The sequence below is a fragment of the Bradyrhizobium sp. Ses1 genome (genome assembly GCF_059512365.1).
In genome coordinates this window covers 24,311-41,693 of record NZ_JCAMOQ010000022.1, presented here as the reverse complement: position 1 = coordinate 41,693, position 17,383 = coordinate 24,311, and the positions used below count along the sequence as shown (strand labels likewise).

At 61.1% G+C, this 17,383-nt stretch carries 18 protein-coding genes; 3 read left to right on the top strand and 15 right to left on the bottom strand.

Annotation, left to right across the window (positions count from 1 at the left end):
- Window positions 1-10: 10 nt before the first annotated feature.
- Entirely contained in the window at window positions 11-760 is a 750-nt protein-coding gene (locus tag AC5ZG5_RS23985) for an SDR family oxidoreductase (RefSeq protein WP_456642158.1), read from the bottom strand.
- Window positions 761-894: 134 nt separating this feature from the next.
- Here AC5ZG5_RS23985 and AC5ZG5_RS23980 point away from each other — a divergent pair, with 134 nt between their 5' ends.
- On the top strand, window positions 895-2,472 hold the full coding sequence (locus AC5ZG5_RS23980; protein WP_456642159.1) for a winged helix-turn-helix domain-containing tetratricopeptide repeat protein: 1,578 nt from the start codon (window positions 895-897) through the stop codon (window positions 2,470-2,472).
- Between the two features lie 355 nt (window positions 2,473-2,827).
- Here AC5ZG5_RS23980 and AC5ZG5_RS23975 read toward each other — a convergent pair whose 3' ends face one another.
- The 4 genes from AC5ZG5_RS23975 to argE form a co-directional block, all read right to left on the bottom strand.
- Window positions 2,828-3,253, bottom strand: coding sequence for a GlcG/HbpS family heme-binding protein (locus AC5ZG5_RS23975; protein WP_456642160.1), 426 nt, complete (start codon window positions 3,251-3,253; stop codon window positions 2,828-2,830).
- A 75-nt stretch (window positions 3,254-3,328) separates the two neighbouring features.
- On the bottom strand, window positions 3,329-3,937 hold the full coding sequence (locus tag AC5ZG5_RS23970) for a glutathione S-transferase family protein (protein ID WP_456642199.1): 609 nt from the start codon (window positions 3,935-3,937) through the stop codon (window positions 3,329-3,331).
- Window positions 3,938-3,941: 4 nt separating this feature from the next.
- Window positions 3,942-4,934 (bottom strand): NAD(P)H-quinone oxidoreductase, encoded by a 993-nt coding sequence (locus AC5ZG5_RS23965; RefSeq protein WP_456642161.1) that lies wholly within the window; start codon window positions 4,932-4,934, stop codon window positions 3,942-3,944.
- Between the two features lie 17 nt (window positions 4,935-4,951).
- Window positions 4,952-6,127, bottom strand: a complete 1,176-nt coding sequence (gene argE, locus AC5ZG5_RS23960; protein ID WP_130224093.1) for an acetylornithine deacetylase — start codon at window positions 6,125-6,127, stop codon at window positions 4,952-4,954.
- Between the two features lie 39 nt (window positions 6,128-6,166).
- Here argE and AC5ZG5_RS23955 point away from each other — a divergent pair, with 39 nt between their 5' ends.
- A complete protein-coding gene (locus AC5ZG5_RS23955) occupies window positions 6,167-6,820 on the top strand; it encodes a DUF1028 domain-containing protein (protein WP_456642162.1) in 654 nt (217 codons plus the stop codon).
- Window positions 6,821-6,831: 11 nt separating this feature from the next.
- Here AC5ZG5_RS23955 and AC5ZG5_RS23950 read toward each other — a convergent pair whose 3' ends face one another.
- The 7 genes from AC5ZG5_RS23950 to AC5ZG5_RS23920 form a co-directional block, all read right to left on the bottom strand.
- The gene (locus AC5ZG5_RS23950; RefSeq protein ID WP_456642163.1) at window positions 6,832-7,980 is read right to left on the bottom strand and encodes an ABC transporter ATP-binding protein; all 1,149 of its coding nucleotides are present in this window, start codon (window positions 7,978-7,980) and stop codon (window positions 6,832-6,834) included.
- Window positions 7,964-8,779 (bottom strand): ABC transporter permease, encoded by an 816-nt coding sequence (locus tag AC5ZG5_RS23945; RefSeq protein ID WP_456642164.1) that lies wholly within the window; start codon window positions 8,777-8,779, stop codon window positions 7,964-7,966. Before AC5ZG5_RS23945 ends, AC5ZG5_RS23950 begins: the two co-directional genes overlap by 17 nt.
- Complete coding sequence (locus AC5ZG5_RS23940) at window positions 8,776-9,630, bottom strand: ABC transporter permease (RefSeq protein WP_028162282.1); 855 nt, start codon at window positions 9,628-9,630, stop codon at window positions 8,776-8,778. Before AC5ZG5_RS23940 ends, AC5ZG5_RS23945 begins: the two co-directional genes overlap by 4 nt.
- Before the next feature lie 78 nt (window positions 9,631-9,708).
- On the bottom strand, window positions 9,709-10,746 hold the full coding sequence (locus AC5ZG5_RS23935; RefSeq protein WP_456642165.1) for an ABC transporter substrate-binding protein: 1,038 nt from the start codon (window positions 10,744-10,746) through the stop codon (window positions 9,709-9,711).
- Between the two features lie 176 nt (window positions 10,747-10,922).
- Complete coding sequence (locus AC5ZG5_RS23930) at window positions 10,923-11,330, bottom strand: RidA family protein (protein ID WP_130224081.1); 408 nt, start codon at window positions 11,328-11,330, stop codon at window positions 10,923-10,925.
- A gap of 11 nt (window positions 11,331-11,341) precedes the next feature.
- Window positions 11,342-11,848, bottom strand: coding sequence for a flavin reductase family protein (locus tag AC5ZG5_RS23925; RefSeq protein ID WP_456642166.1), 507 nt, complete (start codon window positions 11,846-11,848; stop codon window positions 11,342-11,344).
- Window positions 11,845-13,299: a 4-hydroxyphenylacetate 3-hydroxylase family protein gene (locus AC5ZG5_RS23920; protein ID WP_456642167.1), complete on the bottom strand. Its 1,455-nt coding sequence runs from the start codon at window positions 13,297-13,299 to the stop codon at window positions 11,845-11,847. The genes AC5ZG5_RS23925 and AC5ZG5_RS23920 overlap by 4 nt, the downstream gene beginning before the upstream one ends.
- A gap of 91 nt (window positions 13,300-13,390) precedes the next feature.
- On the opposite strand from AC5ZG5_RS23920, the gene AC5ZG5_RS23915 reads away from it, so the two are divergent.
- Window positions 13,391-14,338, top strand: a complete 948-nt coding sequence (locus tag AC5ZG5_RS23915) for a LysR family transcriptional regulator (RefSeq protein WP_456642168.1) — start codon at window positions 13,391-13,393, stop codon at window positions 14,336-14,338.
- On the opposite strand, the gene AC5ZG5_RS23910 is transcribed toward AC5ZG5_RS23915, so the two are convergent.
- The 3 genes from AC5ZG5_RS23910 to AC5ZG5_RS23900 form a co-directional block, all read right to left on the bottom strand.
- Window positions 14,306-15,235, bottom strand: coding sequence for a 2-hydroxyacid dehydrogenase (locus tag AC5ZG5_RS23910; RefSeq protein ID WP_456642169.1), 930 nt, complete (start codon window positions 15,233-15,235; stop codon window positions 14,306-14,308). The two genes, AC5ZG5_RS23915 and AC5ZG5_RS23910, sit on opposite strands and share 33 nt — an antisense overlap.
- Window positions 15,232-15,687: a type II 3-dehydroquinate dehydratase gene (locus tag AC5ZG5_RS23905; RefSeq protein ID WP_130224074.1), complete on the bottom strand. Its 456-nt coding sequence runs from the start codon at window positions 15,685-15,687 to the stop codon at window positions 15,232-15,234. The genes AC5ZG5_RS23910 and AC5ZG5_RS23905 overlap by 4 nt, the downstream gene beginning before the upstream one ends.
- A 632-nt stretch (window positions 15,688-16,319) precedes the next feature.
- Window positions 16,320-17,366: a LacI family DNA-binding transcriptional regulator gene (locus AC5ZG5_RS23900; RefSeq protein WP_456642170.1), complete on the bottom strand. Its 1,047-nt coding sequence runs from the start codon at window positions 17,364-17,366 to the stop codon at window positions 16,320-16,322.
- Window positions 17,367-17,383: the final 17 nt, after the last annotated feature.

The window sequence follows — 17,383 nt, the reverse complement described above, 5'->3', positions numbered from 1 at the left end:
CTCGTTCTTCTCACTGGCTAAGCCTTCTCAACCAGTCCTCGAAACGCACCGAGCCGAGCCAGGGGTTGTTGCCCGGCATAAGAGACCGATCGTTTAGTTCCGCGCCGAAATAGCGGGCGTGGATGTCGGCGACGACCTTGCGGCGGTCCTTCGTCGCCGTCAGGTAACGCCGGCCGAATTCATCGAGGCTGAATCGCTCCGGACCGGCCAGTTCGACTATGCCGTTAATTGGAGCTGCGAGCGTGACGTCGGCCAGCGCATCGGCAACGTCGTCCGATGCCACGGGCTGAAACAAAGCGGGCGACAGCCTGACGATTTGTCCATCCGTGGAGGAATCGACGACCGCGCCCACCAACTCGAAGAACTGCGTCGCGCGCAGGATCGTGTAGGGAATTTTCGAAGCTCTGATCAGATTTTCTTGCGCTAGCTTGGCACGGAAGTAACCGCATTCCGGAAGCCGGTCTGCCCCGACAATGGACAGCCCGACATGGAGACGCACGCCGGCGGCAGCCTCAGCCGCGAGCAAATTGCGACCCGAAGTTTCGAAGAAACTCAGAACCGCGTCGTCCTCGAACGAGGGAGAGTTCGCGACGTCGACGACAATTTCAGCGCCGGAAAGTGCATTATCGAGGCCCTCGCTCGTTATCGTGTTGACGCCCCTGCCGAGAGCTGCTGGAATCACTTCGTGGCCCTTCCGACGCAGCTTGCTCGCAAGCTTCGTTCCGATGAGGCCGGTGCCGCCAACAACAACAATCTTCATGACGCTCCTCGATTTGGTGGCCACCAATGGCCCTGCTCCTGATGAGAATGCGCCCCTACGGCCGGAAAGGCCTTGTAGGCGTCTTGAATTGCGGTTGAATTTTGCTTGGCTTCTTGTCCAAGGGGAGCGCGGAAGTGCTGTTCTCGTTTGAAGACTATTGCCTGGACCCCGACCGCCGCGAACTCAAGCGAGGCTCCGAGCTCATAGCCATTGGACCGAAGGTGTTCGATCTGCTGCTCTTTCTGGTCCAGAACCGGGATCAGGTCGTAACAAGAGACGATCTGCTGCAGGCCGTGTGGGAAGGACGGATCGTCTCCGAGTCGACGCTGACGAGCCACATCAATGCGGTGCGCAAGGCGATCGGCGACACCGGCAAGGAGCAGCGCCTGATCCGGACGGTTGCACGCAGGGGCATCCGCTTCGTCGGCAAGATTGCCGAAGAAAAATTGCCCGCGAACGCTTTGGTCATGGACTCAAGTAACGCAGGCGAAAGGCTCGGACCCATTCTGACCCTGCCGGATTCCCCATCGATCGCGGTCCTGCCATTTCGGAACCTCAGTGGCGACGTCGAGCAGGACTATTTTGCCGATGGCATCGTCGAGGACATCATCACCGCCTTATCGCGCATTCGCTGGCTGTTCGTGATCGCCCGTAACTCGAGCTTCACCTACAAAGACAAGACGGTAGACGAGAAGCAGGTGGGACGCGAGCTCGGCGTGCGTTACGTCGTCGAAGGCAGCGTGCGCCAGTCCGAAAACCGGATTCGTATCACGGGCCAGCTCGTGGATGCGGCGACAGGCACCCATCTTTGGGCCGAGAGATTCGAAGGGACGCTTGACGACATCTTTGAACTTCAGGATCAGATCGCAACCAGCATCGTCGGAGCGATCGCCTCGCAGCTCGAGCGGGCGGAGATCGATCGCGCGAGGCGGAAGCCGACCGGCAGCCTCAGTGCCTACGACAACTATTTGCGTGCCATGCCTCATTTGCATCGGGGAACGCGGGAGGCAATCAAGGAGGCCCTGCCGCTGTTCTACAAGGCCATGCAGCTCGATCCGGAGTTTGCCTCTGCCCACGCAATGGCGGCCTGGTGTCATTTCTGGCGAAAGATAAATGGCTGGATGACCGACCGGGCACAGGAAATCGCGGAAGGCGTTCGACTGGCCCGCCTTGCGGTGGAATTGGGCAAGGACGACGCTGTCGCGCTCACCAGGGGCGGACATGCCCTTGCCCATCTCGCTGGCGACGTGGAGGGCGCGATCACGCTGGTCGACAAGGCGCTGGTGCTCAATCCGAATCTGGCGTCGGCCTGGTTCCTGGGAGGCTTTCTCAGAGCGGAGCGCGGTGACCCCGATGCTGCAATCGAGTTCTTTACGCGCGCGATGCGTTTCAGCCCGCTGGATCCGGAGATGTTCCGGATGCAGGCAGGCATGGCCCTATCTCATTTATTTGCAGGGCGGTTTGACATGGCCGCATCCTGGGCCGAACAATCCTTCAGGCAATTGCCCAGCTTTTTGATGGCCGCGGCCATCATCGCTGCAAGTCACGCGCTCGCTGGTCGGACCGAGCAGGCGCACATCGCGGTCGAACATTTGCGGAAGCTGGATCCCACGTTTCGTGCCACCCGCCTCACAGACTGGCTTCCGATCCGGCGGCCGGAGCATCTCGTCCAGTTCGAAACCGGCCTGCGGCTGGCAGGCCTGCCGGCGTGACCTCCGTTCGGGCTCTAGCAGGATTCGTCATTCGCTATAGAGCAAAAACAGCTTGAACAGGTCACTTCCGCTTCTCCTGCAATGGCGGAAACCCTTCAACGCTCATCCACGACCTTTGTGACGAATGTCCACGGGTCGCACCAGTTTCGTACAAGAAACAACGACGCCAAAACGCAACGAGCGCGAATGAAAACGGACCATAATCAGCGAATATGGTCGATATCCCGTCGCTGCCTTTGCCGACCAGCGCAGCAACAGGATCAAGGCGTCCGGCCTGACCGTATCGAAAACATTCAGGTGACTAGGTTTTGTTATTACCCTGAGCGAGGCAGAACCTGGTTCATCTCGCACGGTTTCATGGCTTCTGATCCTCCGCTCCGATCGCCGCCAATGCGGCGCGGGCTACTTCGACGTCTTGTGCACCGGTGCCAGACCCCACGCCGACCGCACCGACACATTGGCCTCCTATAATGATTGGCAGTCCACCTTCGAGGTTGGTGAGTCGGCCCCTACCTGCAATGGCAAGCTTGATCTCATTGGCCGGATCGAGTCGCGACGTCGGTTGACGATGCGAAGCCGCGGTGATGGCCTTGGACATCGAGGTCTCCCGGGACAGCAGTTTGGCGCCATCCATCCGGACAAATGCCAGCAGGTTGCCGCCGTCATCGACGATCGAAATGTTCTGCGGTGCGTTAAGCTCTTCCGCTTTGGCTATGGCACCAGCCAACGCCTTGAGCGCGCCGTCATGTGTCAATTTGAGAGAGGGTTTGGTCATCGCCATTTTCTATAGCTCCGGTATCATGCCTTGTACGGCTCGATGAAGCATGCGGAGGCATGCTCCCGACGAAGGTCTCAATCATCCATCCGCTGGAAACGTGTCTCGCAAAGACGGACGCAGCGACATGGTTTCGAACCAAACGGCCAGCGCCGGCCGCGTTGTGCGCCAGTCGAATGACGCGAACCGGAAATCCAGATAGCCAAGCGCACAGGCGATGGTGAGGCTGCCGATGCTGATGCGTGCGCCGAATTCAGCGACCGTGTTTTCCATCTGGTCGAGTGCTGCGGCGATCTTGGTCATCTGGCCGTCTATCCAGTCAGCCGATCGATGCTCATCACTTCTGCAGGTGTTCTCGTAGCGGGTCAGCAGAGCGGCATCGAGGAGGCCGTCACCGAGGGCCTGTTCGGTGAGGACCTGCCAACGTTGCGGCCCGCGCGGAAACAACGAGCCATTTCCGAGGTCATCGAGATACTCGCAGATCACCCGGCTGTCGAATAGCAGCGTTCCGTCCGCCAGTTTTGCGGCCGGGACCTTGGCGAGCGGATTGAAAATGGCGATCCGCTCATCGCGCTTCAACGGATGCGCGGCGCTTGGCAACCGCACGATGCGATCAGCAATGCCGAGTTCGATCGCGCAGGCCATGACCTTGCGGACATAGGGCGATGTCGGCGCATAAAGCAGTTCGATGGCATCACTCATGACCGTCTCCCGTCGGCAAAAGCAACACCTTGCCGATGTTCTCGTTGGCTTCGAGAATGCGATGGGCTTGTGCGGCCTCACTGAGCGGCAATTGCCGCCAGATCAGCGGCCTCACCAAGCCAGACGCGACCATCGGCAGCACCTCGGCGCGGAGCACGGCGGCGATCGCCGTCTTCTCCTCGTCCGACTTCGGTCGCAGCGTCGACGATGTCAGATACAACCCCTTCCGCATCACCAGCCCAAGATCAATCGGAACAACGCCACCCTGCATGAAGGACAGGCTGACATGGCGTCCGCCCGGCGCCAGCACGTCGAGATTACGTGCAACGTAAGAACCGCCCACGATATCGAGCACGACATCGACGCCGCGCTCGCCGGTGACACCGCGCGCTGCGGAAACGAAATCGTCGGTACGATAATTGATCGCGGTGGCGCCCAGCGCTTCGACTGCCTTCTTCTTGGCGTCGCTGCCGACCGTCGCGATGGCCGTGGCGCCGCGCGCGATGGCCATGCGTATCGCAATCGTACCGACGCCGCTGGCGCCGCCGTGCACCAGTACGGCCTCCCCCTTCGACAGCCGGCCGCGCTCGAACAGATTGTGCCAGACGGTGAAGAGCGCCTCGGGCAGGGCTGCCGCCTCTTCCATCGTCAGGCCCTCGGGCACAGCGAGACAATGCGATGCCTTGGCAAGGCAATAGCGCGCATAACCGCCGCCCTTGACCAGTGCCATAACCGCCTGACCGCGCAAGCCGGCATCGCCATCGACAACGCGCCCTGCAACTTCGAGCCCGAGCACATCGGTGACACCTGCCGGCAACGGGACGGCGCCGCTTCGCTGCATCAGATCGGGGCGATTGACGCCGGCTGCGGCAACCTCGATCAGGATTTCGCCGGCAGCGGGCACGGGCACGGGTCGCGCGACCTGGATCAGCACGTCGGGACCACCCGCCTGCGTTGCGATGATGGCCTGCATGGTGGACGTCATTGTCAAAACTCCGTTGTTCATTCCCGCATCCAGTCTGCACGCGGCCGGCCTAGCAGAACGGCCAGCCTGTCGATCATCGCGCCCGCCGCTGCGAGTTCATCAAAACCGATCCATTCGTCGGCCTTGTGCCCGCGCGCCATATCGCCGGGTCCGCAAACCAGCGTCGGGATGCCCGCTTCCGCGTAGAGGCCAGCCTCGGTGCCGAATGCCACTGTCGTTGCGGGACGCGTATCGCTTGCAAGTCGCGCAACCAGACGTGCAGCAGGCGCATCGGCGCTGGTATCCAGGCCGGGATAGGCCGACAGTTCTTCGGAGATGATGTCGGCCTCTGGCGCGCTGTCACGAAGTCGATCACGCTCGCGCGCAACCAACTCATCGATCCGTGCAAGGATTTCGCCGGTGTCACGGCCCGGCATGGTACGGATCTCATATTCCAGCGTGGCACGTTCCGGCACGAGATTAACCATGCTGCCGCCATGCAGCGATCCGACATGAATGGTGGTGAATGGCGGGTCGAAGGCCGCATCGCCGCCGCGTGCGATCTCCTGATCGGCGAAACCGCGCAACGCATGAGCGATCGCCACCGCGGAATCGACGGCATTGGCCGCGCGATGCGGCATCGCCGAGTGGCCGGTGCGCCCGATCACCGTCAAGCGACGCGCCACCTTGCCCTTGTGCGCGCGAACGACGCGCATCGCGGTCGGCTCTCCGACGATGGCGAGCACCGGCGGCGCGACGGACTGCATCAGCGCCCGTACCAGATCCGGCGCGCCGCGGCATCCGACTTCCTCGTCATAGGAAAACGCCAGATGCACCGGAACGGCCTGAGCCGCCGCCTTGAGACGCGGCACGGCGGAGAGAACGACAGCCAGAAAGCCCTTCATGTCAGTCGCGCCGCGACCATAGACGCGCTGATCACGGATGACTCCGGCAAATGGCGGCACGGTCCAGGCCTGCCCCTCCACCGGCACAACGTCCGTATGTGCCGACAGAACGACACCGGCTCGGTCCGCCGGACCAATGGTCGCGAGCAGCGACGCCTTGCGTCCGTCAGGCGACGGCACGCGACACGCCGGCACGTCCGATGACGTAAGTATCCGCTCGATATAATTGATGATATCGAGATTGGAATTCGAGCTTATACTTTCAATACTGATTAGCTCGCAAAGTATTTGAGCTATCTTTTCGATCATCTATACTACCATTACTTTTACGAATACGGGAGCATCACGATGACCTATTCTATCTCGGCGCGTTGTCCGGAGACCGGCGCATTCGGCATCGCCATCACGTCGTCCAGTATCGCGGTGCCGGCGCGCTGCGCGTGGGTCGGGCCTCTGGGCCTCGTGGTGTCGCAGAATGTGACCGACCCGGCGCTCGGCCCGACCGGTCTTGCGCTGCTGCGTCAGGGCCTCGGTGCCGCTGCCGTCCTCAACAGCCTCACGCTCGGCACACCGCAGCCAGCATGGCGACAGGTCGGCGTGATCGATCGTTACGGTCAGGTGGCCTGGCATTCCGGCGCTCAAGCATTGGCCACGGCGGCAGTTGCCGAAGGCGCTGGCTGCCTCGCGCTCGGCAATCTGCTCGCCGACGACAAGGTGCCCAGCACGATGATTGCGCGGTTCGAGGCGACCGCTGGCCAGCCACTGGCGGAGCGGTTGATGTCGGCGCTGGAAGCCGGCCTCGGCGCCGGCGGTGAGACTGACGACGAGCATGCGGCGGGTCTGCATGTCGCTCACCTCTTCGACTGGCCGGTCGTCGACCTGCGTATCGACTGGCACGACGCGCCGATCGGCGAGTTGCGCGCGTTGTGGGAGCGCTATCGACCGCAGCAGAAAGACTATGTCGCACGCGCGAAGAATCCGGGCGCGGCGCCGTCGTTCTAGACGCAGACGCCTCACGGCGCCTCGCCCGGCGGAAACGCCACGATGTCGTCGGAGCCGATCGACAATCCGACCTCGGCTCCGACCGGACAGGACGACAGCGCCGCAATACCCGGCGACCGCAGCAAAATATGAGCGCGCGCGCTACCTGGCGCGTCGATATAGAGATCGACATGGCCGCCCTGGAACACCTGCGTCGTCACAGTACCAGGCAGCGATCCCGATGCCCCTCGCGACGTCACGGAAAGGTGTTCCGGCCGTACGAAGACATCTACGGAACCGCCAATCGATACTTCAGCAAGTGATGCTGCAGGAACGCTCGCGCGCACAGCACCAATCGAGACCACCGCGGCATCGCCGTTCCGCTCGACGAGCCGACCGTTGAGTACGTTGGCATCACCCACGAAGGACGCGACGAAGCGATCGGCGGGACGACGATAGATATCGTCAGGCGCGGCGATCTGGCGGATGCGTCCGGCCGACATCACCGCGATGCGATCCGACATCGACAGGGCCTCGCCCTGGTCATGGGTAACAAAGATCGTGGTGACGCCGAGCTCACGCTGAATCTGCTTGAGCTCGACCTGCATGGAACCACGCAGATTCTTGTCGAGCGCCGAGAACGGCTCATCCAGCAGCAACACCTTCGGCCTGATCACGAGCGCACGCGCGAGCGCAACACGCTGCTGCTGACCGCCCGACAATTGCCAGGGCTTGCGGTCTGAGAAACCCGAGAGCTTGACCAGCGCCAGCGCTTCGTCGACACGGCGCGCCATCTCCTTCTTGTCGACGCCGCGGGTCTTCAGTCCATAAGCGACGTTCATCGCGACGCTCATATGCGGAAACAGCGCATAATTTTGAAACACGATGCCGATCTCGCGCATGTGCGCCGGCGTTTCGGTGACCAGCGCGTCTTCAATAAAGATCTCGCCGCTGTCCGCTTCGAGGAAGCCCGCAACAAGATTGAGCAGCGTGGTCTTTCCGCAACCCGACGGTCCCAGCAAGGTCATGAACTCGCTCGACCCGATCTTCAGCCAGGCCTCATGCAACGCGATGGAATCGCCGAAGCGCTTGGTGACGCCGTCGAGCTGCACGGCCGGACGGATTTTGTCGTTTCCGGCGACTGACGTATTGGCAGCCATCTGATTAGTGCGCATCAACATTCAGGATTTTTCCGAGGCCCAGGAAGGAATTGGCGATCGTGAGCAAGGTCGCGGTCACGACGATGTAGATGACCGACAGGGCGGCCAGTGTGGGATCCGCGAATTCGCGGACGTAATTGTACATGGCGACCGGCAGCGTCTGCGTGGCCTGGCTGCTGACGAACAGAGTAGCCGTGAATTCGTTGAACGATAGAATTGCTGCGAATAGCCAGCCGCTGAGCAAGCCCGGAATCAAAAGCGGGATCGTCACGGTGAACAGGATCCGCAGCGGCGTGGCGCCAAGGCTGGACGCCGCCAGTTCGAGCCGGATGTCGAGATTCTGCAGCGAGATGTAAGTGCTGCGCATCACGAACGGCAGCACCATGACCACATGGGCGAAGATGACGAGTGGAAAGCCGCGCCCGAGATTGGTCTGCGAGGCGAGGATGAGAACGCCGAGGCCGATTGTGTAGTGCGGGATGATCAGCGGCGACAGCAAAATGCCTTCGAGAAGATTTCTGAGTCTGAATTTGTAGCGGTGAATGGCGAAGGCGAAGGCCGAGCCGACCACCAGCGCGATGCTCGACGCCCACACCGTCACCGTCAAGCCATTCCAGAAGCCCTTAGCGAAATCGGGATAAGAGAACGCGCGCCAGAACCAACGCAGCGACCATGATTGCGGGGGAAACAACAAGATCGCACGATCGTTGAAGGCCGAAATCGCCACTACGATGCCTGGCAGCAGCACGAACAGGAGAATGGCGGCGATGAGCATGCGTCCCGACCATCGAAGCAGCAGGGTGCCGGGAGAGCGCTTCATGTCGTGCCTGCCATACGTTCGAGTGGGCTCGCGGCCTTCTTCAGCAAGGCGATCACGGCCAGCGATAATGCGAGGCCAATGATGGAGAGACTGGCAGCGAAGGGGAAATTGAAGGACGAGAAGCCGAGCTGATAGATCAGCGTCGACACCGTACTGACACGCCCGCCGCCGATCAGTTGCGGAGTCGCGAAAGCACTGAACGTCCACGCGAAGGCCGTGGAGAAACCAGCGACGATTCCGGGCATCGACAGCGGCAGGGTAATGGTGAGGAAAACGCGGACCGGACCGGCGCCGAGACTTTCGGCGGCCTTCTCGTAGTTGCGGTCGATGTGCGAGAGCGCTGCGGCCAGCATGATCACCATGATCGGCATGGTCACATGGACCAGCGCAGCGACCACGCCGCCAGCGGTGAACATCATCTGCATCGGACGATCCAGCAGGCCAAGCTGGAGCAGCAGCGTATTCAGAAAGCCCTTGTTACCAAGCACGATCATCCACGAATAGGTCCGCACCACCTCGCCGAGAAACAGCGGCGTGACCGATACGACCAGAATGAAGGAGCGCAGCGCCGAACTATTGGTGCGCACCAGCGCATAAGCCAGCGGATAGGCCAGAATCAGCGTGAACACCGCAGTCTCGAAACACAACAACACTGTATTCCAGAATGCCAAAGCATAGAGCGGCCGCAGCATGGCCGCGAAATTCTGCAACGTGAACCCACCGACCTCGAGCGAGCCGGGAATATAGGCCCGGACGCTATACTGAAAGACGGCCAGCATCGCCGCGATCAGGCCCACGGCGACGAGGCCGGCCGGCGAAACGAACCAACCCAGAAACGGACGTGTGTTCATGGACAAACTCGACGTGGGCAAACTCAACGCGATGGAGCGCGATCCGGCGGTATCAGCCGGATCGCGACCACGACCATGTTATGGAGCCATAATGTTCTCGGTGAACCACTTGCGCCAGGTGCCGGTCTTTTCGGCGCGCAGCTTGGCGTCGATCACCAGGGTCTGTTTCGCCCACTGATCCGGCGTGGAGAAAACGCCGGTCAGAGAGGCGATCTCGGGCTTGAGCTTGGCATTGTCGACCACCGGGCTGCCCTTCTTCAGTTCGGCGATCTTGGCCTGAATTTCTGGATCGAGGGCGATGTTCATGAACTTGTAGGCCAGCTCCGCCTTGGTCGAACCTTTGGTGATGGCCATGGTGTCGACACCGAGCACCGCGCCCTCCTTCGGGATCACGAGCTTGATCGGCACGCCCTGGTTCTGCATGTAATAGGCATTCATCGACAGCACGACCTGGACTGGCGTCTCACCCGTGGCGAACAGCTGCTGGCTGTTGGCGTCATTGGTGTAGAATGCCTTGTAGTTCGGCTTCAGCGCCTTCATCTTGGCTTCGCCGACTTCCCAATTCGCTGCATCACCGCCCGACAGCTTGGCCGCAACGACCATCACATGGCTCGGGTCGAAATCGGGCGACGAGATCATGCCCTTGAGCGCGGGATTCCACAGGCCTTCCCAGCTGTCGAAGCTGACGCCCTTGGGTAGCCGGTCAGGCAAATAGCCGATGGTGTAGACATAGGCCCAGGCGCCGATGTGGTACGGGCTGATCCTGGCCTGCTCGACCAGATGGCCGGCATTCGGAATCTTCGCCATGTCGAGCTTCTCGAACAGATTGTCGTTGGCATAGAGCCAGCCGACATGGGCCGTCGTGAAGGTGACGTCGCTCTCGGGCTTGGCCGCGGCGAGCTTGGCCTGATTCAGCCGGTCGATCGTGCCGCCGGTGATGTATTCGACCTTGACCCCGGTCTCGGCGGTAAACTTCTGCGCGATCGCCTCATCGATCAGATCGCGGAAACTTCCACCCCAGGTGCTGACGACCAGCTTCTCCTGGGCGGATGCCTGCGCGTCGATTGCGAGCGTCGACAGCAACATCAATGCAGTAAGCTTCAAGGCGCGCTTCATCTCGGAACCTCACAAGAATTATGACCCCGAGAGAAAAGCAAACACCATGCCAAGCGAACGAATTCGACAATATTTTCAAGTATTTCCAGCGCAAGAAACTCCGTTGACCTTTCATTCGAAAGATCTGATTTCAGAATGATCGTAGCTATACTTCGGCGTCGAAGATCGACACAGTGCTACGTCGGAATTTCCGCAATGATGTCGATTTCCATCAGGTATTCGGGCTTGGCGAGCCCCTGAACGATAATTCCGGTCGAAACCGGATAGACGCCCTTCAACCACTTGCCGACAACCCGGTAGACCGGCTCGCGATAGGCGCGATCGGTGATGTAGATGACGATCTTCACCACGTCCTGCAGACCCGAGCCTGCCTCTTCAAGCAGCACCTTGGCGCAAAACATGGCATTTTCAGTCTGCGCAGCGGCATCGCCGATGCCAACGATCTTGCCGTCGAGATCCATCGCCGTCTGGCCACGCACATAAACGGTGTTGTTGGCACGCACCACCATGCAGACATCGTTGTCGAGGCTCTGCTCGGGATAGGCATCTTTGGTATTGAACTTGCGGAAACGCTGATGGGTCATGAACCAAATCCTCAGGCGGCAGCGAGACGACGGAATGTGCGATCGCAGAAGAGCAAAGGACGCGCAGCTTGTTTGCGGACACTCAGCACCTCGCCGGTGACGATGCGATGCGAGCCGAAATCGAACAGGCTGGCCACGCGGCAATCGAAATTGCACAACGCACCATCGAGCGCTGGCGCTCCGGTGAGCAGTTCTGACCATTCGCCGGCGAGAAAGCGGTTGTCACGCAATTCGGGGATCAGCCCGGCGAAGCTGTTGGCGACACGCTCCTGCGCATCGGACAAAACATTGGCGACGAACACGCCGTTGGCGAGCAGCAGAGCGAGGCCGCGATTGTCGCGGTGAACGCTGAACACCACCGACGGCGGCTCCATCGATAGCGAGCACAACGACGAGACCGTGACGCCGGCCCGGCCGGCCTCACCATCCGTCGTCACCACCGCGACGCCCGACGCGGTCGTCCGCATCGCGGCGCGAAATTCATCGACGGCGACGATGTCGTGCGACGCGCGGCTCACGATTGTCCCCCGTCGATACGGTCCGACAAACCCGCCGACTTCTTCACGAAGTCGAGCGGTCCGGCGAAGTCGAAGCTGTTGTAGACGGCCGCCAGATGATTGAAGTGCGGCGCCTGCGCGAACTGCACGAAGGTCAGGCGATGGCCGGCATAGTCGGAGTTCAGCAGATCGCGCGCGAAAGCGAGCAGCTTGCGGCGATCGTCGGCCTGCCACTGCTCATTGAGTGAATAGAACTTGTTCAGCCACTTACCGCTACCCTCGGCCTCAAACGCATCGGCATTCGGCGTGATGCAGATCTGCCCGCCGCACAGCTCGCGGGCGATGTGCATCATCGCCGGAAGCTGCGAACAGGCAAACACGCGGCCGGCATAGAGCATCGATTGCTGCGGCATCAGAAGACCGCCGGGGCTCTTCTCCGCCATAGCGATCGAGGCGGTGAGATGCGCGTTGATGCCTTCGCGATAGCAAACGAGATCGGCGAGCTTCTCACGCACCGATTGCAGTTTGTCCAGACCGGTCTGCTTGGCATTCCACATCGCCGCGCCGATCATCATGTCAGCCGTGTAGAGCAGCCGCAGCACATAGGGGAATGCCGAATAACGGTGCAGTGTCGAGCGCACGAACTGCGCCGCACGGGTATGACGATAGAAGAATACGTCCTCCCACGGGATCAGAACGTCGTCGAACACAACCAGCGCCTCGACTTCGTCGAAGCGGTTGGAGAGCGGATAATCCTTGGCGCTGCTGCGATTGGCGAAGCCAGAGCGGCAAATATGCTTGACGCCCGGCGCGCCCATCTTGACGATGCAGCCCACCGCGTAGTCGGACAACTTTTCATTCGCCCAGGCGCCGACGGTCGGCTTCAGATAGGCCTGATCGGCATAGGGGGCCGCGGTTTCATATTTCGCGCCGCGAATGATGATGCCTGCATCGGTCTCGCGGGTCACGTGAACCATCAGGTCGGGATCCTGCTGCTGCGGCGGCAGCGAGCGATCGCCCTTCGGGTCGGTATTGGCCGAGACGTGGAAGATGTCCTTCTCGATCACGGCGCGGATATGCCGGTCGATATTGGGGGCGAAGCGCGAATCAATCTCGGCCAGCACGTCGCGCCCGTCGGTGAGCGACCACATCTCGCCGATCGTCTCGTCGCCCACGCGGGTGACGACGCCACCGATATCCTTCATCACATGGTCGACAGCCTTGATCTTGTCGTGCCAGTCCTTCTGTTCCGTCGGCGGCCGGTAGAAGATCGAATACTTCTCATTGCCTTCGACATAGGTCAGATCGCCGCTGTAGCGCTCTTCCCGCGCCATGTCGTACATGCGGGCTTTGATATCGATGATCGGCTTCAGCGCGGGATGAGTGGTCACATCGTCGACGCGCTCGCCATCGACCCAGACCTCGCGACCATCGCGAATGCCCTGTTTGTACTCTTCACCCGTGCGGATCATTAATCGGCTCCTGTTCGACTGGACGACAAGGTGCCGGAGGCCCTATCATAAGAAAAATATTTTTATGTTTGGAGATACATAGGAAAATGCGATGAGGTTCTCGCTCCGGGCGCTGAGTTACGTTGTTGAGACAGCCGACGCGGGCAGCGTGACGGAGGCGGCCAAGCGCCTGAACGTCTCTCAGCCCTCGATCTCCGCTGCACTGAGCCAGATGGAGGCGGAACTCGGTATCCAGATATTCATCCGTCACCTCGCGAAGGGTGTGACGCTCTCACCGGCCGGCCAGCGGCTGGTGAATGACGCGAGGCTGCTGCTCAACCATGCTCGCGATTTTGCCAAAAGTGCCCAATCGCTTGGCAGTACCCTGCATGGCGAGATCGTGGTCGGCAGCTTCCTGACGCTTGCGACGCGCTTCATGCCTGGGCTGCTGGCCGGCTTTCGCACGCGCCAGCCAGGCATCTCGGTGAAACTAGAGGAAGGCGACCAGCAGGAGATCATCGACGGTTTGATCTCTGGGCGGACGGAATTGGCGCTGTCCTATTCCTTTGCCGTCCCCGATGAAATCATCGGCGAAAAGTTCTGCGAATTGCCGCCTTATATCGTCCTGTCGGCCAGTCATCCTTTGGCGACCCGGTCTTCGATCAGCCTGACCGAGATGTGCGACGAACCGTTCATCCTGCTGGATCTGCCCCATTCCCGCGATTACTTCTCCAGCCTGTTCACGGCATCGGGGATCGAACCGCGCATCTCGTTCCGGACCCGGTCATTCGAATTGATCCGCGGACTGATCGGGCATGGCCAAGGATATTCGATCCATAACGCCGTTCCGCGCACCACTATCGGCTATGATGGCAGCCGCGTCGCGGTGGTGCCAATCACCGAGAAACTGCCGCCGACGCATGTCATGGCGCTCCGCCTGAAGCGTCACGCGCTGCGGCCGGCGGTGCAGACATTTGCCGAGTACGCGCGCGAGGCCTTTGCCGTTGGCGGCCAGTTCGCGCCGGGCTCAATAGCCCCGTCGGGGATCGACACGGCTTAGCAGTTCCTGCCCGGCCCGAAGCCGGCGCACATTCTCGCCGATCTGCCGTGCAGCCGACCGCGGCAGCGCCACCGATGCAAGATGCGGCGTCACCAGAACATTGTCCATTGCCCACAAAGGACTCTCCGGTGACAATGGTTCGGAAGCAAAGACGTCCAGCGTCGCTTCCGCGATATGAGCCGAACGAAGCGCGTCGATCAAAGCCGGCTCATCGACGATGCTGCCGCGCGACACATTGATGAAGACGGCGCCCGGCTTCATCTGCGCCAGCCGTTCGGCATCGAGAAGGCCGCGGGTCTGCGGCGTCTGGGGCAGCATGCAGACCAGGATGTCGCTATCGCCCAGAATGTCCGGCAATGCGGCCAGGCCGGCAGAGGTCTCGATGCCATCCACCGACTTCAGCGTGTTGGACCAGCCGCGCACCCGATAACCCTGCCGCGCGCATTCCAACGCCGCCGTCAGCCCGAGCTCACCGAGGCCAAGCACGCCGACCGTGATGGTCTCAGGATCGCGTGGATGAATGTAGCGCCAACGATGCTCGCGTTGAGCGCGCTCGAAGGCCGGGATATCGCGCGCATGACGCGTCACGGCAAATAGCACATAGCCGGCCATCATCCGCGCCATTTTCGGATCGGACAGGCGGGTGATCGGCACATCCGGCAGATCATCGCGCCCGACCAGCGCATCCACGCCGGCGCCGAGATTGACCACGAGCCCGAGATTTGGGTAGCGGGCGAAAAAGCCATGCGGCGGCTTCCACACCAGCGCCTGCCTGACCTTGAGGGGATCTGCGATGTCGTCCGCCTGGCGCAGATCGATACCCTCTGCGGCAAGCGCATCACGCCACGTCTCGAAGTCATCGAAGGCGCTGTAGAACGCCATGACTTCGGATGTCATTGGGCGGCCTTTTCGGCGATCAGGCGCGACACCGCCGTCAATGCCAGTTCATAGCCAAGCGCGCCGAGCCCCGCGATCACGCCCGTCGCCGCTCGCGAAACGTAGGAGTGGTGACGAAACGGCTCGCGCTTCCAGATATTGCTCATATGCGCCTCGATGATCGGGCCCTCGAAAGCGAGCAAGGCATCGAGGATCGGGACGGAGGAATAAGTCAGCCCGGCGGCATTGATGACGATGCCCTCGGCCTTCTCCCTCGCCTCCTGGATCCAGTCCACCAAAACGCCCTCGTGATTTGACTGACGGAAATCGACGGTCAAGCCAAGTGATGCCGCGTGATCTTCACAGCGCTTCTTGATGGAGACGAAACTCTCCCGGCCATAGGTTCCATTCTTATCAAGCCCGTAAAGATTCGCATTGGGACCATTCAGGAAATAAACGGTGGCAGAGGTCATAACCGCGCTTTCTCATCTGTCGCAGGGAAATCGGTATCGCTCAGGACAAACATGACGCCGGCCCCCGCGCGCGAGCAAAAGCTTAGAGAGCCTTTACTCGCAGCAGAAATCAAAAGAAACTATGCGCTTCGACGGATTTCAGTATGGCACCAGGATTGATCTTCTTTGCAGCGACCAGCTGACGGCGAAGCCGTCACCAAACACCAATACTGCCGCGGCGCAGCACGAGACGACCAATTGACGGCGCTCGTAGCCTCGAGCTGCCAGCTTTGGTTCGCTTTCGGCTAGTGCATTGGGGCGTGCTTGACGGAATCCTTGATCCCGCGCCAGATCTTCGCGCACCAATTGCTGACATTCTGAAGCAGGACTTTCTTCAAATCCAACTCTCTCTATAGCCTTTGTTGTCACCTGTCAGAAGCAAGAGTTAGGCCACCAGCCCAGTGACTTGATCGCCGCCGATGAAGCTCGGTCGGCCGTACGGCTGGGCTATCGTGTCCCGAATCTGAAGTTCAACGGCCTCCAAATCAACTCGAAGACGGCGGACTGTCCTTATTGTTTGAGGAGGACGAACGCTTCTGCGCTTACAATGTGCCAGCCAAGGCCAAAATGCCTTGAACTTCTGGTTCAGGACACTACGGCGCCCGTCTCGGCGGACCGACCGATGCGCGGGGGATGAATTCGCTTGGCACCAGCACTTGATGGGCCTCCTGCACGTCGCGGTTCCGGATTCGATCGAGAAGCATGCCGGCGGCAATCCGGCCGATTTCTCCTTGATCCCATCCGATGACGGCAATCGGCGGCGTGACGAGCTCCGCGAGTTCGGAATGGCCGGACGCGATGACGGAGACATCCTCGGGAATCCTTAAGCCCCTTCCCCGCACCGCGCGCAGCACGCCCGAGAGCATGTCGATGCCGCCGGAGATCACCGCGGTCGGCGGATTGCGTTGGCCGAGCAGCGCCGAGGTGATACGGAATCCTGCACCGGGCAAGAAACTGCCTGCCTGGATCAGAGACAGATCTGGTTGCAGGCCGCGCGCCGCATAAGCCTCCTGATAACCGCGGATGCGTTCACTTGCCGGATACAGCCCGCGCTCACCTGTAATCAGTGCCACGCGGCGATGGCCCAGATCGAGTAAATGACCGACAGCGGCACGCATGCCGCCTGCGTGATCCGCCATGACCGCGTCGGCCCACGGCTGTTGGGCACGATCGATCAGCACGATGGGGATATCGAGCCCGCGCAGGAATGCTTCAAACTCGCCTTCGATCGGCGTGTAAGGGCCCATCATGACGCCGTCGGCCTGTCGGCTTGACAGGCGGCTGAGCAGTTCGCGCTCGCGCTCCTCCCGGCCTTCCGAGTTGGAGATCACCAAGGAGAACCCCTCGTCGTCGAGCACGTCGTGCGCGGCCTTCACGAAGCCGGCGAGCTGCGGGATATTGATCTCACGCAGGATGCAGCCGATCGTGTGCGTCGAGCGTATCCGCATGCTGCGCGCCACCGCATTCGGCGCATAGCCGAGTTCGTCGATCGCGCGCTGGACCTTTCGGCGGACATCGGGACGAACCGTGGCATTGGCATTCAGGACACGCGAAACAGTGCCCGTCGAAACGCCGGCCGCGGTCGCGACATCGCGGATCGTCAGCTTACTTCCGCGGCCCACCATCTGCCGATTTGTCATCGTGTCCACCTGAGGTC

Excerpts from the sequence above, each read along its gene's own strand:
- AC5ZG5_RS23985 (WP_456642158.1), bottom strand. The coding sequence starts at position 760 with ATGAAGATTGTTGTTGTTGGCGGCACCGGCCTCATCGGAACGAAGCTT.
- AC5ZG5_RS23975 (WP_456642160.1), bottom strand. The coding sequence starts at position 3,253 with ATGGCGATGACCAAACCCTCTCTCAAATTGACACATGACGGCGCGCTC.
- AC5ZG5_RS23965 (WP_456642161.1), bottom strand. The coding sequence starts at position 4,934 with ATGACGTCCACCATGCAGGCCATCATCGCAACGCAGGCGGGTGGTCCC.
- argE (WP_130224093.1), bottom strand. The coding sequence starts at position 6,127 with ATGATCGAAAAGATAGCTCAAATACTTTGCGAGCTAATCAGTATTGAA.
- AC5ZG5_RS23955 (WP_456642162.1), top strand. The coding sequence starts at position 6,167 with ATGACCTATTCTATCTCGGCGCGTTGTCCGGAGACCGGCGCATTCGGC.
- AC5ZG5_RS23950 (WP_456642163.1), bottom strand. The coding sequence starts at position 7,980 with ATGTTGATGCGCACTAATCAGATGGCTGCCAATACGTCAGTCGCCGGA.
- AC5ZG5_RS23945 (WP_456642164.1), bottom strand. The coding sequence starts at position 8,779 with ATGAAGCGCTCTCCCGGCACCCTGCTGCTTCGATGGTCGGGACGCATG.
- AC5ZG5_RS23940 (WP_028162282.1), bottom strand. The coding sequence starts at position 9,630 with ATGAACACACGTCCGTTTCTGGGTTGGTTCGTTTCGCCGGCCGGCCTC.
- AC5ZG5_RS23935 (WP_456642165.1), bottom strand. The coding sequence starts at position 10,746 with ATGAAGCGCGCCTTGAAGCTTACTGCATTGATGTTGCTGTCGACGCTC.
- AC5ZG5_RS23930 (WP_130224081.1), bottom strand. The coding sequence starts at position 11,330 with ATGACCCATCAGCGTTTCCGCAAGTTCAATACCAAAGATGCCTATCCC.
- AC5ZG5_RS23920 (WP_456642167.1), bottom strand. The coding sequence starts at position 13,299 with ATGATCCGCACGGGTGAAGAGTACAAACAGGGCATTCGCGATGGTCGC.
- AC5ZG5_RS23915 (WP_456642168.1), top strand. The coding sequence starts at position 13,391 with ATGAGGTTCTCGCTCCGGGCGCTGAGTTACGTTGTTGAGACAGCCGAC.
- AC5ZG5_RS23910 (WP_456642169.1), bottom strand. The coding sequence starts at position 15,235 with ATGACATCCGAAGTCATGGCGTTCTACAGCGCCTTCGATGACTTCGAG.
- AC5ZG5_RS23905 (WP_130224074.1), bottom strand. The coding sequence starts at position 15,687 with ATGACCTCTGCCACCGTTTATTTCCTGAATGGTCCCAATGCGAATCTT.
- AC5ZG5_RS23900 (WP_456642170.1), bottom strand. The coding sequence starts at position 17,366 with ATGACAAATCGGCAGATGGTGGGCCGCGGAAGTAAGCTGACGATCCGC.